The organism is Paenibacillus sp. J22P277, from assembly GCF_059383675.1.
Genome location: NZ_JBXENS010000006.1, coordinates 536,752 through 550,408 on the forward strand (window position 1 = coordinate 536,752; position 13,657 = coordinate 550,408).

The 13,657-nt window shown below is 60.1% G+C and carries 12 protein-coding genes; 7 read left to right on the forward strand and 5 right to left on the reverse strand.

Going from position 1 to position 13,657, the window contains the following annotated elements; genetic code table 11:
- The first annotated feature begins 48 nt into the window (after nt 1-48).
- From AC50YL_RS23115 to fabV, 6 genes are all read left to right on the forward strand, one after another.
- Nucleotides 49-1,038: a phytanoyl-CoA dioxygenase family protein gene (locus tag AC50YL_RS23115; protein WP_494835010.1), complete on the forward strand. Its 990-nt coding sequence runs from the start codon at nt 49-51 to the stop codon at nt 1,036-1,038.
- A gap of 341 nt (nt 1,039-1,379) precedes the next feature.
- On the forward strand, nt 1,380-1,766 hold the full coding sequence (locus AC50YL_RS23120; RefSeq protein ID WP_494835012.1) for a DoxX family protein: 387 nt from the start codon (nt 1,380-1,382) through the stop codon (nt 1,764-1,766).
- A 170-nt stretch (nt 1,767-1,936) separates the two neighbouring features.
- The gene (locus AC50YL_RS23125) at nt 1,937-2,887 is read left to right on the forward strand and encodes a ring-cleaving dioxygenase (protein WP_494835013.1); all 951 of its coding nucleotides are present in this window, start codon (nt 1,937-1,939) and stop codon (nt 2,885-2,887) included.
- Complete coding sequence (locus AC50YL_RS23130) at nt 2,884-3,495, forward strand: alpha/beta hydrolase (protein WP_494835015.1); 612 nt, start codon at nt 2,884-2,886, stop codon at nt 3,493-3,495. The genes AC50YL_RS23125 and AC50YL_RS23130 overlap by 4 nt, the downstream gene beginning before the upstream one ends.
- Nucleotides 3,496-3,514: 19 nt before the next feature.
- A complete protein-coding gene (locus tag AC50YL_RS23135; protein ID WP_494835017.1) occupies nt 3,515-4,123 on the forward strand; it encodes a flavin reductase family protein in 609 nt (202 codons plus the stop codon).
- A gap of 168 nt (nt 4,124-4,291) precedes the next feature.
- Nucleotides 4,292-5,482: an enoyl-ACP reductase FabV gene (gene fabV, locus AC50YL_RS23140; RefSeq protein ID WP_494835019.1), complete on the forward strand. Its 1,191-nt coding sequence runs from the start codon at nt 4,292-4,294 to the stop codon at nt 5,480-5,482.
- 64 nt (nt 5,483-5,546) lie between these two features.
- Here the strand turns inward: fabV and AC50YL_RS23145 are convergent, their stop codons facing one another.
- Together AC50YL_RS23145 and tdh are read right to left on the reverse strand one after the other, a co-directional pair.
- On the reverse strand, nt 5,547-6,725 hold the full coding sequence (locus AC50YL_RS23145) for a glycine C-acetyltransferase (protein ID WP_494835020.1): 1,179 nt from the start codon (nt 6,723-6,725) through the stop codon (nt 5,547-5,549).
- A 14-nt stretch (nt 6,726-6,739) separates the two neighbouring features.
- On the reverse strand, nt 6,740-7,819 hold the full coding sequence (tdh, locus tag AC50YL_RS23150; protein WP_494835022.1) for an L-threonine 3-dehydrogenase: 1,080 nt from the start codon (nt 7,817-7,819) through the stop codon (nt 6,740-6,742).
- Between the two features lie 162 nt (nt 7,820-7,981).
- Between tdh and AC50YL_RS23155 the strand changes: the two genes are divergently transcribed.
- The gene (locus AC50YL_RS23155; protein ID WP_494835024.1) at nt 7,982-8,542 is read left to right on the forward strand and encodes a helix-turn-helix domain-containing protein; all 561 of its coding nucleotides are present in this window, start codon (nt 7,982-7,984) and stop codon (nt 8,540-8,542) included.
- Between the two features lie 116 nt (nt 8,543-8,658).
- Here AC50YL_RS23155 and AC50YL_RS23160 read toward each other — a convergent pair whose 3' ends face one another.
- The 3 genes from AC50YL_RS23160 to AC50YL_RS23170 all read right to left on the reverse strand — a co-directional run bounded on the left by AC50YL_RS23160 (nt 8,659) and on the right by AC50YL_RS23170 (nt 13,604).
- Complete coding sequence (locus AC50YL_RS23160) at nt 8,659-11,178, reverse strand: discoidin domain-containing protein (RefSeq protein WP_494835025.1); 2,520 nt, start codon at nt 11,176-11,178, stop codon at nt 8,659-8,661.
- A 316-nt stretch (nt 11,179-11,494) separates the two neighbouring features.
- Nucleotides 11,495-12,916, reverse strand: coding sequence for a HAMP domain-containing sensor histidine kinase (locus tag AC50YL_RS23165; RefSeq protein ID WP_494835026.1), 1,422 nt, complete (start codon nt 12,914-12,916; stop codon nt 11,495-11,497).
- Entirely contained in the window at nt 12,909-13,604 is a 696-nt protein-coding gene (locus tag AC50YL_RS23170; protein ID WP_494835027.1) for a response regulator transcription factor, read from the reverse strand. The genes AC50YL_RS23165 and AC50YL_RS23170 overlap by 8 nt, the downstream gene beginning before the upstream one ends.
- Nucleotides 13,605-13,657: the final 53 nt, after the last annotated feature.

Genomic DNA, 13,657 nt, shown 5'->3' on the forward strand with positions numbered 1-13,657 from the left:
TGACGCAAAATAAAAGTATAACCCTACTTCATTGGAGGCATGAAAACGATGGCAACCTTTTATACGCCTAAGTCCCGCCCAAGAGAAGACCGCTACTTGGTCAGCGTCGAAGATTACGTGCATTACCAGCGAAACGGATTCCTGATCGTCAAAGGTTTACTGTCAAAAGAAGACATCGCCGAGCTGTACGAGCTGGCGGAGCGCACGCGGCTGAGCAGCGAGAAAGCGAGATCGTACGAGCCGGGAAGCAACGATCCCTTAAAGGAAGAATTCAAAGCGGCAACGCGCATCCATATGCTCTCCCGCCTCGATGCGGCAGCCGAACGCGGCATGCTGCATCCCCGCGTGCTGGACGTCACGGAAGCGCTCATCGGGCCGGACGTGTACGCCGTGCAGTCGATGATGTTCCTGAATCCGCCCGGCCGCGGCGGCCAAGGCTGGCATCAGGACTCCTGCTATATCAAGACGCATCCCGACACGCTTGTCGGGGCGTGGATCGCGCTCGAGCAAGCCGACGAGGAGAACGGCTGTCTCTGGGTGGTGCCGGGATCGAACCACGAGCCCGTGTACCCGCCCAAGGAGATCGGCGGCGGCAACGTTCACGCCCTCGACGCGTTCGCGGATCTGAACGGCGTGCAGAACGTTAGCCATCTGGACGACGAAGTGAACACGCTCTCCCGCATGGTCGCCAAATATCCGGCGCCGATCCCGGTGCCGCTCCAGCCGGGCGACGTGCTGTTCTTCCATTCCCATCTCTTCCACCGTTCGTTCCCGAACAAAACCGCGGACAGATTCCGCCGGTCGTACGTGTGCCATTATTGCAATGCCCGTTCCTGGGTGCCTTGGGATCATGACGGCTTCGAGGGCGATTCCGGCAACTACCGGCAAATCCTCGCCCGCGGCCGCACGCATCATCCTTATGCGGAGCCGGCGTTCGGCACGGAAGTCTATTTGTACGAAGGCGCCGACACGGACGGCAGCGTCAGCATGATGGGCATGGACAACGGCATGATGATGCCGGTCGCCCAGAAGGAATAACCTTCGTCCGGCACGCGTTTAAATGCGCATATGATTGCGGTCGCCACTCGCCGGGCGGCCGTTTTTGCATTTCAGAAAATTCATGCGCGGCGAGTATTGACAAAGATCGAAACGTGGCTTATAGTTATCTTAAATTTAAGATTATTAATTTCGAGATGGTCACTGAGAACGAATTTCGCATGGAGGTGCAGCGGCATGTAGAACTGCCTGATCGTTGAGCTTGTCACAGAGCGGGACTGAAATCATTCACTGTCGCTGCAAGTCGTTGTCGTTCATGTCGCTCGTCAATTATCTTAAATTAAAGATTATTAAATTCAAATGAATATCGGAGGATGATGAAAATGATGGATTTGGGCTTGTTATTGATTCGCGTGGTAATCGGGTTGTTGTTCGTGGGGCACGGCGCTCAGAAATTATTCGGTTGGTTCGGCGGCTATGGTCCGAAGGGAACCGGCGGTTGGATGGATTCCATCGGCATTAAGCCAGGCGTCGCCATGGCCGTCCTGTCCGGCTTGATGGAATTGGTCGGCGGCCTGTTGTTCGGAGCCGGCCTGCTCACGACCGTCGGCGCGGTGCTGATCGGCCTCACCATGCTGGGCGCGATCGTGAAGGTCCACGGCAAAAACGGCGTCTGGTCGACGGCCAACGGATACGAATACCCGCTCGTGGTCCTCGTCGTCGTCGGCGGCGTAGCCTTGGTCGGAGCCGGTGCTTATTCGTTGGGTTAAGAAGACTGCGTAGGAAACTTTCGCCAAATTAACGGTTGCGCCAAGCAAAACCGGCGCGGTAAGATTCATCTGCGGCCGCGCCGCCTGACAACGGCGCGGCAAGCAAGCGCCTAACATTGATCAATAACCACGGCCTGACTTGGCCATACTCACACTAGGAGGGAATTCTAATGACCTATCAAACAGCCGGTATCCACCATATCACTTCCTTCGTACGCCACCCGCAGGATAATGTCGATTTCTACGCGGGCATACTCGGTTTGCGCTTGGTCAAGAAAACGATCAATTTCGATGCGCCCGAGGTGTATCACCTGTACTTCGGCAACGAGATCGGCGGCCCCGGCACCATCATGACGTTCTTTCCGTCGGTCGGCGCCCGGCTCGGCAAAGTAGGCGGCGGCCAAGTCGGCTACACCACGTTCGCCGTGCCGACGGGAGCGTTGTCCTTCTGGGAAGCGCGACTGGCGCAATTCGGCGTCGCCTTCGAACGCACGGAGCGTTTCGGCGAAACGTACCTGCAGTTCAAAGACCGCGACGGCTTGCAGCTCGAGATCGTCGAACGCGAGGAAGGCGCGCTCAGCCAATGGTCGTTCGGCGGCGTGTCGACGGATAAAGCGATCAAGGGCTTCGGCGGCGCGATCCTGTACAGCATCAATTCCGCCAAAACCCAAGACACGCTAGCGAGCGTCATGGGCCTCTCGAAAGTCGGGGAAGAAAACGGACTGGTCCGTTACCGCGCTGCCGGCGACATCGGCAACGTGATCGACATCAACGCGAAATCGATGCCTTGGGGCGAAGGCGGCGCCGGCACGGTGCATCACATCGCTTGGCGCGCGGCCACCTACGAGGATCATGCCAATTGGCGCAATCACGTCATCGAGCACGGCTTCCACGCGACCGATATCATCGATCGCCAATACTTCAACGCGATCTACTTCCGCGAAGCCGGCGGGATTCTGTTCGAAATTGCGACCGACGCGCCAGGATTCCAACGCGACGAACCGTTCGATACCCTTGGCGGCAAACTGATGCTGCCTTCGTGGTACGAGCCGAAACGCGATCTGATCGAGCAAAACCTGTTCCCGATCGAAGTGCGGGCGTTGGAGGGGAACAACCAATGAGGCATCTCTTCCAGAACGGCACGAACCCCGATGCCCCGACGCTGCTGCTGCTGCATGGAACGGGAGGCACGGAGCAAGATCTGCTGCCGCTCGCGCAGCAGCTCTCTCCCGCCTCTTCCGTGCTCAGCGTGAGAGGCAACGTGCTGGAGAATGGGATGCCCCGTTTCTTCCGGCGCCTTGCCGAAGGCATCTTCGACGAGGAAGACCTCCGGTTCAGAACGAAGGAGCTCGCTGCATTCCTGGGCGAGGCTGCGGAGAAATACGGATTCCGACGCGATAACGTCGTGGCCGTCGGTTATTCCAACGGCGCCAATATCGCCGGAAGCCTGCTCTTCCATTATGCGGATGCGTTAAAAGGCGCGATCCTTCATCATCCCATGGTTCCGCTGCGCAACCAGGCATTGCCTGCCCTCGCGAACGTGCCGGTCTTCATCTCGGCCGGAACGAACGATCCCATCTGCTCCGCAACGGAAACCGAAGAGCTGAAGGGTCTGCTGGAAGGCGCCGGCGCCGCGGTGACCGTGCATTGGGAGAACAACGGCCACCGGCTGACGGCTTCCGAGGTGCAGCAGGCCGCCTTGTGGTTTCGCAGCGAATATCAGGCTTGAGCAGCGGGAGGCTTAGATCATGATCACCCTTGATCCGGCTTCCATCAGCGAGCGGGACAATTACAAGCTGATGATCGGCAGCATCATCCCGAGGCCTATTGCCTGGGTCACAACGATGACCGCTTCGGGAACCGTCAATGCCGCGCCGTTCAGTTACTTCAACATTGTCACGTCGAACCCGCCGATATTATCCGTATCCGTGCAGCGCAAGAATGGCGCGATGAAGGACACGGCGCGCAACGCGGCCGGCCTCGGCGAGTTCGTCGTCCATATCGCCGACGAGCGCAACGTCGAGCGGATGAACCGGACCGCCGCCAACCTCGGTCCCGAAGAAAGCGAGCTCGAGGCGGTCGGCCTGACGCCCGTCGCAAGCGAAGTCGTGCGCGTACCCGGCATCGCCGAGGCGGCCGTCCGTATGGAGTGCAAGGTCGAGCGCATCGTCCCGCTGGGCGGAACCGACGGATCTCCGGCCTGCGACCTCCTCATCGGACGGATCGTTCGCTATCACTTCGGCGAAGACGTGTACGACAACGGCCATATCGTCGCCGCCGCGCTCAAGCCGGTCAGCCGGCTGGCGGGGATGAATTACGCCAAGCTCGGCGAGGTCTTTCAGTTGGAACGGCCCTGAACCGCAGACCGAACTCATACGATAATAGGCACAACGGTCTTAAGCCCGCGCATTCGCGGGCTTTTTGCTCGTCCAGGTTGCGGTTTGCCCGCATTCGGGGTACTATCGTAACATTGAACCATGGGCAAGCCCCCTAACAACCGTACGAGAGGAACTGAATGAACAACCATGATCATTAAACCAAGAACACGCGGTTTTATTTGCACGACCGCCCACCCGGCGGGCTGCGCCCTGCAGGTGCAGGAGCAAGTCGATTACGTGAAGGAACGCCCGGCCATCCAAGGTCCGCGCAACGTGCTCGTGATCGGCGCTTCCGCAGGTTACGGGCTGGCGGCGCGCATCGTGGCGGCATTCGGCGCCGGCGCGAACACGGTCGGCGTCTACCGCGCAAGCGAGAGCAAACCAGGCCGCACGTCATCCGCGGGCTGGTACAACTCCGCCGCCTTCGAGAAGGCGGCCGCGCAGGCCGGCCTGAAATCGTTCAGCGTCACCGGCGACGCCTTCATGCCCGAGACGAAAGAAAAAGCCGTCGAGCTGATCCGCAGAGAGCTCGGTCAAGTCGACCTGGTCGTCTACAGCGTCGCTTCCGCGCGCAGAACGGATCCGGCGACGGGCGAAACCTTCAACTCCGTGCTTAAGCCGCTTGGCGGCACGTATACGAACAAAACCGTTAACTTCCATACCGGCGAGGTAACCGAAATCTCCATCGAACCCGGCAGCGAGCAGGAAACGAAGGAAACGGTCGCCGTCATGGGCGGCGAAGACTGGCAGCTGTGGATCGACGCGCTTCGCGCGGGCGGCGCGCTGGCAGACGGCGCAACGACCATCTCCTACTCGTACATCGGCTCGAAGATCACCCAGCCGATCTACCGCGAGGGCACGATCGGACAAGCCAAGGATCATCTGGAAGCAACGGCCAAGCAGCTGAGCAGCCAACTCGGCGCAATCGGCGGGCGCGCATTCGTGACGGTCAGCAAAGGGCTGGTTACGCAGTCAAGCTCCGCCATTCCCGTCGTGCCGCTGTACATCTCCGCGCTCTATAAGGTCATGAAGGAGAAAGGCATCCACGAAGGCTGCATCGAGCAAACCTACCGCCTGTTCTCGGAACGCCTGTATACCGGCGGCGAAGTGCCCGTCGATGCAGAAGGACGGATTCGGATCGACGACTGGGAGCTGCGCGAGGACGTGCAGCGCGAGGTTGCGCAGCTGTGGGCAGCCGTGACGACCGACAATATCGAGCAACTGACGGATCTCGCCGGCTATCGGAAAGAATTTTTCCAGCTGTTCGGCTTCGAGACCGAAGGCGTGGATTACGAAGCGGACGTCGACCCGATGGTGGACGTGCCGAACGCCTACTAAGACCGAAAAGGCCGGATGCCCTCTCATCGAGGGTATCCGGCCTTTCGTATGGGCATTATGCAGCTTATTGTTGGCTTAATGCCGCGCGGCACTTGCCCAGCGCCTGCACCGCGTAATCGAGCTCCTCGCGCGTATGGCGGGCGGTGACGATGAACCGGACGCGCCCCTTGTCCATGGCGACGGTCGGATACACGATTCCTTGCGCGAACACCCCTTCCTGCAGCAGCAGATCGGAGAACCGCATCGTCTCGGCCGGATTGCCCACGATGACCGGCACGATCGGCGTCTCGCTCGCGCCCGTGTCGAAGCCGAGCGCTTGCACCTGCGAGCGGAAGTAAGCCGCGTTCTCCCACAGCTTCCCGATCAGCTCCCCGCTTTGCTCCAGTACGCGAATCGCCGCCAGGCACGAAGCCGCGACGGCCGGCGTCTGCGAGGTGCTGAACAGAAACGGCCGCGCTTTGTGGATCAGATAATCCTTCAGGATCCGATCGCAGGCCACGTAGCCGCCGACGACGCCCACGGCCTTCGATAACGTGCCCACCTGAATATGAACGCGGCCGTGCAGGCCGAAATGATCCGTCGTGCCTTTGCCGTTCTTGCCCAGCACGCCGCTCGCGTGGGCATCGTCCACGTATACGAACGCATCGTAGCGTTCCGCGAGCTCCACGATGTCCGGCAGCGGCGCGATGTCCCCGTCCATGCTGAACACGCCGTCCGTCACCACGATCCGTTTGCCGAAAGCGGCGCTCTCCTTCAATGCCGTTTCAAGCTGGCTCATGTCTTTATGCGCGTAGATCTTGCGGTGCGCCTTCGTCAGCCGAATGCCGTCGATGATGCTCGCATGGTTCAATTCGTCGCTGATGACGACATCGTCGGGTCCCAATATGGAGGCCAACACGCCTTGATTCGTCGTGAATCCGGATTGAAAGACGAGCACCGCTTCCGTGCCCTTGAACCGGGCCAGCTCCAGCTCCAGTTGCTCGTGGATCGCCAACGTTCCGGTAATGGTGCGCACCGATCCGCTGCCGACGCCGTATTGCCGCGTGGCCTCGATGGCCGCTTGTATCAGCTCCGGATGATCCGTGAGCCCCAGGTAATTGTTCGAGGACATCTGCAGGACGGAACGGCCGTCCAGCTCCATCCGCGTGCTGGATCCGCTTGCCCACACGGTAAGCGGGCGGTAACGCCCCTCCCGCTTCAATTGCTGCAGTTCTTCGCCTAATGTTGTTTCCCACTTCGCCACGGTCGGCACGCTCCTTATATCGCTAGAATGGATGATTGCAGGGATGGACTCGCTTCGTGCGAGAACACGATCTTGCCGCATTGGCCCGAGGACATCAGCTCGAACGCTTCTTCGTAGTCGTGCAAGCGAAAGCGATGCGTGATCAGCGGGCTCAAGTCGATCCGCTTGTGCTCGAGAAACCCTTTCAGCTGGTACCAGGACTGGTACATCCGGCGCCCGGTGATGCCTTCGATGCGGAGCCCTTTGAAGATCACGTGGCGGGACAAATCGAGCGACACTTCCCGGGTCGGAATCCCGAGCATGGACACGCGCCCCGCAGGAGCCGCCGCCTCGAATCCCCCTCGTATCGCATCGGGGTGGCCGGACATCTCGAGCACCACTTCGGCGCCTTCGCCTCCGGTAAGCTCCATGACGGCGTCCGCCAGGGGGACCTCCCCGTTGTTGACGGCGTGGTCCGCGCCCATCCGCTTGGCCAGCTCCAGCCGGTACGGGTTGATGTCGAGCGCGATGACGGGTCCGGCCCCGCTCGCTTTCGCAACGGCGACGGCCATGAGCCCGATCGGCCCCATCCCGATGACGGCGACGGATTTGCCCACGATGTCGCCCGATAATACGGTCTGCACCGCATTGCCGAGCGGATCCTGCAAGCAGGCGAGCTCGAACGGCATGTCGGGGCGGTTCGGGATGACATTGGACGCTTTGACGATGGCATAGTCCGCGAAGCAGCCGGGAGCCGATATGCCGAAGCTGACCGTATTGGGGCATACATGGGCGTTGCCGGTCCGGCAGGCCTTGCAGCGTCCGCAGACGACATGCCCTTCCGCCGAGACATGATCGCCGATCCGGACATCCTTGACCTCGCTGCCCGTCTCCTCGACGATCCCGGCAAATTCGTGGCCGAACACGTTCGGCGTCACGACGGCGCTTTCCGCCCATGCGTCCCATTTATAGATATGAACGTCCGTCCCGCAAATCGAAGACGCCTTGATCCGGACAAGCACCTCGTCCGGACCGCAGCGGGGAACCGGCACCTCGCGCAATGCCGCTCCGGACGCCCTCACTTCCTTCACCAATCCCATCATCGTCGCCGCCATGCTTCATCCCACCCGTATAAGATATAATCCTTTTGTGCGTTATGCTGTATATGCTATATTATACATGCGTATGCGATGTTGTACACCATTTTTTTCTAACGGGCTGTCCTGCATGGCGATTTTCGTTATAATGAGGGCAGGAACAGATCACGAGGAGGCCCCATGGAACACGAACAAATTCATAAGAAAATCGGCAAAAACCTTCAGGCCATCCGCAAATCAAGAGCCCTCAGCCTGGACCAGGTCGCCGAATTGACCGGCGTCAGCAAGGCCATGCTCGGCCAGATCGAGCGCGGGGATTCCAACCCGACGATTTCGATCATCTGGAAAATCGTCAACGGCCTGCATATCTCCTTTACGTCCTTGATCGAAGATACGAAAGCGAGCGTCACGCACGTCCGGTTCGAGGATTTGGAGCCCTTCGTGGAAGAAGACGGCAGCTACCGCTCGTACCCTCTCGTTCCATTCGAGCAGGGCAAAAAATTCGAGATCTACACCGTTGAATTGGAGCCGGGCATCATGCATGCCTCGGAAGCCCACTACGAGGGCGTCGAGGAGTACATTCTGATGGTACGGGGGGCGCTGAAGCTGACCGTCCAGGACGATGTTTACGTGCTCGAGGCCGGCGACGCGCTTCATTTCAACGCCGATCAGCCGCATTCGTACGAAAACTCGGGCAGCGAGAAAATCGTCTACTATACGGTGATTCATTATCCGTCTTGAGCGACATCGGCTTTCGTGCCGGCCGCGCGCCCGACTCAACGAAAACGCACCGCCTTGGCTTGCGAGCCAAGGCGGTGCGTTTTTCGTTCCGGCTGATGGATTCTGCATCATTCTCGCTACTGATTATAAACCTCGAACTCGTAAATGATCGGGGCGAAACTCGTGCCGGACGTAAAGTAGATACGCGCTTTGCTGCCCGTCACCGCGCCGAAGGCGATCGTCTTCGGCACGTACGAAGCGCCGATGCTCGTGCCCGTATACGCCGTCTGCCAGCTCGAGCCGTTCCAGTATTCGATCCGGTAGCCCGTCGTGCGGCCGTCGTATTCCGTCAGGACGACTTTGTTGAAGGTCGTGTTCGCGCCGAAATTCACTTCCAGCGTCTGGCCGTTCCAGCAACCGCTGCAAGCCTGCCAGTTCGTGGCGGTGGTGCCGTCGAACGCTTTGTCCGCCGTCTGGCTTCCGTCCCACGACGACGAGCCGGCATAGGTCTTGCCGAGCGCCAGGTTCACGACGTCGTGATAGACGGCGAATTCGTAGATGATCGGCGCGTTCGCCGTCCCGGACGTGAAATAAATCCGGGCCATGCTGCCCGTCACCGCCGGGAACGTGATCGTCTTCGACGTTCCGCTCGGACCGATGCTCGTGCCGGTGTAGGCCGTCTGCCAGGCCGAGCCGTTCCAGTATTCGATGCGGTAGCCCGTCGTGCGGCCGTCGTACTCCGACAGCACGACGCGGTTGAACGTCGTGTTGGCGCCGAAATTCACCTCCAGCGTTTGGCCGTTCCAGCAGGTGTTGCATGCCTGCCAGTTCGTGGACGGCAGGCCGTCGAACGCTTTGTCCGCCGTTTGCGCGCTATCCCACGAAGAGGAGCTGGCATACGTTTTGCCGAGCGCCAAGTTCGCCGCGTCCGGCGCCGGCACGGACGTCTTCTGCAGGAGCAGCACCCAGTCGTTGCCGTCCGGCTTGTTCGGGACATTCCATTGGCCCGACGTCGACTGCACGCCGCTGCCGATGCCCGTGTAAGCGCCGGTCCGCGGATTGAACCAGCGGGCGTTGTAATAGAACCCGTTATCCATGCCTTTGATCGTGCCCGTGCTCGTCGTCCCGTTGAAGAAGAACGTCACGTACGTGCTGTTGCCGTCCGAGGACAGCAGCGACCTGGACGCGTCGCTGAACGCGCTCCAAGCCGTATCGTCGAAGCGGGGCACGAGCTTCCACCACTCCAGGGAGGTGTAGAAGGCTTTGAAATACGTCAATTGGTTCCCGGTCGCGTAATTCGCTCCGTCGTACCACCACGTATACCGCGCGGGCAGCTCGTAGCCGGTTCCGAAATCGTCGGGATCGCCGCTCTTGGAATAGACGTCGTTCCAAACCCCGGAAGCGCCGTAGCCGTAACCGTAGATGCCGTATTGAAACGCCTTGTACCCCGCGCCAAGCGCGCCGCGGGAATCCGTCCAGAACCCGTCGTAGGCGCTCTCGTACAGGACGGAAGGCTTCGCCGTGCCGAAATCGTAGAAATCCTTGGCCGTGCTCATGCCGGTCATGTCGCCCTGCCACTGCACGGCCCAGCCGTCGTCGAAGGACTTGCTCGCCCAGAGCGAATTGGACGCCACCGACGTGCCCGTATTCTCCATATGCGGCATGATCGGCTGGTTGTACGCGTCGTTGTCGCTGATGCTTTGGCCGACCGCGTACCATTTGCTCAGTGTCGTCGTATTGTACGCGTTGTACATGTTGCGGTCGATCTCCTGCGCGATCGTGTAGATGAGCGGATACGAGCCGAAGCGGGCGACCCAATATTTCGCCACGCGCGCCATGTAGGCGTCGGTGTAGACGGCATAGTTGGCCGGATCGAGCGCCCAAGTCACCTGCGCGTTGGCATGGACGAGACCCTGGTCGGCGATATACTTGAATTTGCGGTCGAGGTTGTCGAAGCCCGCCAGGTCGGCGCTCGAGAAGCCGTCGCTCAGGTTGGCCACCGCCTCCTCGTCCGCGCCCGCATGCGTGCCGCCGCCGTGCGGCTGCCAGATCGGCTCCGACTGGTACACGGTGAAGCCTTGACCGACGCGCTTATCCACGACGTACTTGAACTGCGAGGCGACGCCCGCCGCATTGGAGGTCGCGAACCGTTCATGCGGCAGAATCCAGTGCGTGTCGCCGAGATAGAAGAACGGCGTGCCGTCGTTGTACGTCAAGTACCGGCCGTTGCCGCTGACCTTCAGGAAGCCCTTCTGATAAATCGCGAGACTGCCCGTGTACGCGTTGACTTGAATCGATTTGGTGATCCCGTTCAAGCCCGTGTCGGTCGGATCGTTCGCCGCCGTCGTCATCGTCCAGGCGCCGGTCTTGGTCGGCGCGAAGCGGATCCTCCAGACGGAGCCGCCGCTCCAGAACGCGGGACGCGTGATCACCGTTCCGCCCGGTCCCGTGAACGTGGCGGTGACGTCGACGTTCGCGAACGGATCGGCGTACGTTTTGGAGCTGGTCAGCGAGATCTCGACCGTTTGCCAATTCTGCGTCGTATAATCCGCCGCGAAAGCCCGCTGCGGAATGACGATCGCCGCGAGCAGCATGACTAGCGCGAGCATCGCCACTCCCGATCTTCTGCCGAAGCCGGCATGGATTGCGTTGGTCATTACGTGCACTCCCTTTCTTCCTCCTAAAATGGCTGCATGCATTCGGTTCCCTGTCGTGCCTGCTCCGTACCGCCCTCCTTTCGCGCATGCCAAAACAGCCCGCCTTCTCTCTCTCTGTGCAGGAGCTCCACTCAAAATCAAGTATATCGCCCGGCCTCGTCCGGCGAACATTGCTGCGTTTTTCCATTTGTTTGTTCCGCTATGCCGATCGAACGAAAAGCGCCCTTCCGGTGGAAGGACGCCTGCTTGCTTGCTTGCTTGATTGGTTTGATTTGCATGACCTGCCGCTCGATCGGGCGGACGGCAGCTTGACGCTTCAACCCTCCACCCCTTGCGCGCCCGGGAGCTCCAAGCGAAACGTATACCGTCCCCGATCGTGACGAAGGCTGATCGTGCCGCCGTGAAGCTCGGCGATCTGCTTCGCGATCGACAGCCCGAGGCCGGACCCGTCGTTACGCGAGCCGGCGCCGCGCGCCGCGTCGGTCTTGTAGAACCGGTCGAACAGCTGCTCCTCCTGCTCCGGCGTGATCGGCTGTCCTTGATTTTCCACCTCGACGGCGATTCGTTCGCCATGCCGGACGCGCGCCGCGCGCACGACGATGTCTCCCGGCACGGCCGAAAATTTAATCGCGTTCATGAGCAGGTTGTCGAGCGCCCGCACGATCTTCTCGCTGTCGACCTGCACGGGCAGGGCGGCTTCCGGCAGCTCTTTCTTGATGCCGATGCCGCGGTCGAGCGCAATCGGTTCGTATTCGGACGCGAGCTGGCGGAGCAGTTCCGTCATATCGATTGGTTGGCGTTTCAGCTCGATATCGCCGGAGCTCAATCGCGTATATTCGAACAGGTCGTCGATCAGCTTCTTGAGCTGCATCGTCTTGCTGTACGTGTTCTTGACGAACTGGTCATGCTCGGCTTCGTCCATGTAAGCCTTGCTCCGCAGCAGTTCCAAGTAGCCGACGATGCTGGTGAGCGGCGTGCGCAAATCATGCGATACGCCGGTGATGAGCTCCATCTTGGACTGCTCCAGCTTGCGTTCCTTCGTCAATTGGCGCTGCAGGTTCTCCGCCATCGCGTTGATGTTCTTGGACACGATGCCGAGCTCGTCCCTGTCCTGCGTTCTTAACCGCACGTTCAGGTCTCCGCTCGCGATCTCGCCGAGCTGCCGGTTGATCTGCTGAATCTTCCGCGTCTTGCGGGAGGTGAACCAATAGAAGCAGACGACGAACACGAGCAGAAACAGCATGACGTTCTTAAGCGGCTGCTCCTTGATGTAATAGCCCGGCTCCCCCTTCAGGCGGCCCTCCGCCACGAGAAACACGGTCTTCTCCTGCCATTCTCCTGCATGGATCAACGCGTACGGCTTTCCTTCGTAGTCATCGGTATCGTCCGAATGGGCGGCATAATACCCTATGATGCTGAGCTGCTGCTTGGCCGCTCCGGCGGAACGGAAGAGCACCTTGCCCGATTCGTCCGCGACGTAGACGTCCACCTTGCCGTCGCTCGCCTCGTCCACGGCCGCCTGCAGCGAATAAGCATTGATGCGTCCGGGAAGCTCGGTCTTAAGGAAGTCAAGACGGTCCTCGATCAGATCCTTGCTCGGTTGATAGCTGGTGAAGGTGACTCTGTACGCCGATCGCGTCACGACGTTGAGCAGGCCGATGACGACGATGCTGGCCAGCAGACTCGCGATGATCGTCGCGATCAGCTGCGTGCGGATGTTGAATTTGAACTTAATCAATTTTGTACCCCACTCCCCATACCGTCTTGATATAAGCCGGCTCCCGGGGATTGGTCTCCAGCTTCTCCCGCAGGTTGCGGATATGCACCATCACCGTGTTGTCGGAATAGCCGGTTTGTTCTTTCCAGACGGTCTGGTAAATGCGGTCGGCGCTGAATACCTGCCCCCGGTTGCCTGCCAGAAGCCCGAGAATGGCGAATTCGAGCGGCGTGAGCGCGACCTCCCTGCCGTCCACCGTCACCCGGTGCCGGTCGATCTCGACGGTGAGGTCCTCGATCGAAATGACGGACTGCGCGTTCTGCTTGGCCGAGAGCACGTTCATCCGCCGCAATTGCGCCTTGACCCTGGCGAGCAGCTCGAGCGGATTGAACGGCTTCGTGACGTAATCGTCGGCTCCCGTCGTGAGCCCGGTGATTTTATCCATATCCTCGCCTTTGGCCGTCAGCATGATGATCGGGATATCGTGGTGCTCGCGAATTTTCATGCAGGCCGTAATGCCGTCCATGCGAGGCATCATCAAATCGAGCACGATCAGATGCACCGTATCCCGCTCCGCTTTCAAAATCTCCAAGGCCGTCACGCCATCCTCCGCTTCGAGTACGCGGTAACCTTCGTTGCGCAAATATATATGCATGATCTTGCGAATATCCGGATCGTCGTCGACGACCAATACGGTTCGTTGATTCATCTGTCCCACTCCCGATCTCTGATGCCGTCGCAATGCCCTGGTAGTTAGTATAC

Bases quoted from the DNA above. Each gene is read 5' to 3' on its own strand.
- AC50YL_RS23170 (WP_494835027.1), bottom strand. From the start codon at position 13,604: ATGAATCAACGAACCGTATTGGTCGTCGACGACGATCCGGATATTCGC.
- fabV (WP_494835019.1), top strand. From the start codon at position 4,292: ATGATCATTAAACCAAGAACACGCGGTTTTATTTGCACGACCGCCCAC.
- tdh (WP_494835022.1), bottom strand. From the start codon at position 7,819: ATGGCGGCGACGATGATGGGATTGGTGAAGGAAGTGAGGGCGTCCGGA.
- AC50YL_RS23155 (WP_494835024.1), top strand. From the start codon at position 7,982: ATGGAACACGAACAAATTCATAAGAAAATCGGCAAAAACCTTCAGGCC.
- AC50YL_RS23115 (WP_494835010.1), top strand. From the start codon at position 49: ATGGCAACCTTTTATACGCCTAAGTCCCGCCCAAGAGAAGACCGCTAC.
- AC50YL_RS23135 (WP_494835017.1), top strand. From the start codon at position 3,515: ATGATCACCCTTGATCCGGCTTCCATCAGCGAGCGGGACAATTACAAG.
- AC50YL_RS23160 (WP_494835025.1), bottom strand. From the start codon at position 11,178: ATGACCAACGCAATCCATGCCGGCTTCGGCAGAAGATCGGGAGTGGCG.
- AC50YL_RS23130 (WP_494835015.1), top strand. From the start codon at position 2,884: ATGAGGCATCTCTTCCAGAACGGCACGAACCCCGATGCCCCGACGCTG.
- AC50YL_RS23125 (WP_494835013.1), top strand. From the start codon at position 1,937: ATGACCTATCAAACAGCCGGTATCCACCATATCACTTCCTTCGTACGC.
- AC50YL_RS23120 (WP_494835012.1), top strand. From the start codon at position 1,380: ATGATGGATTTGGGCTTGTTATTGATTCGCGTGGTAATCGGGTTGTTG.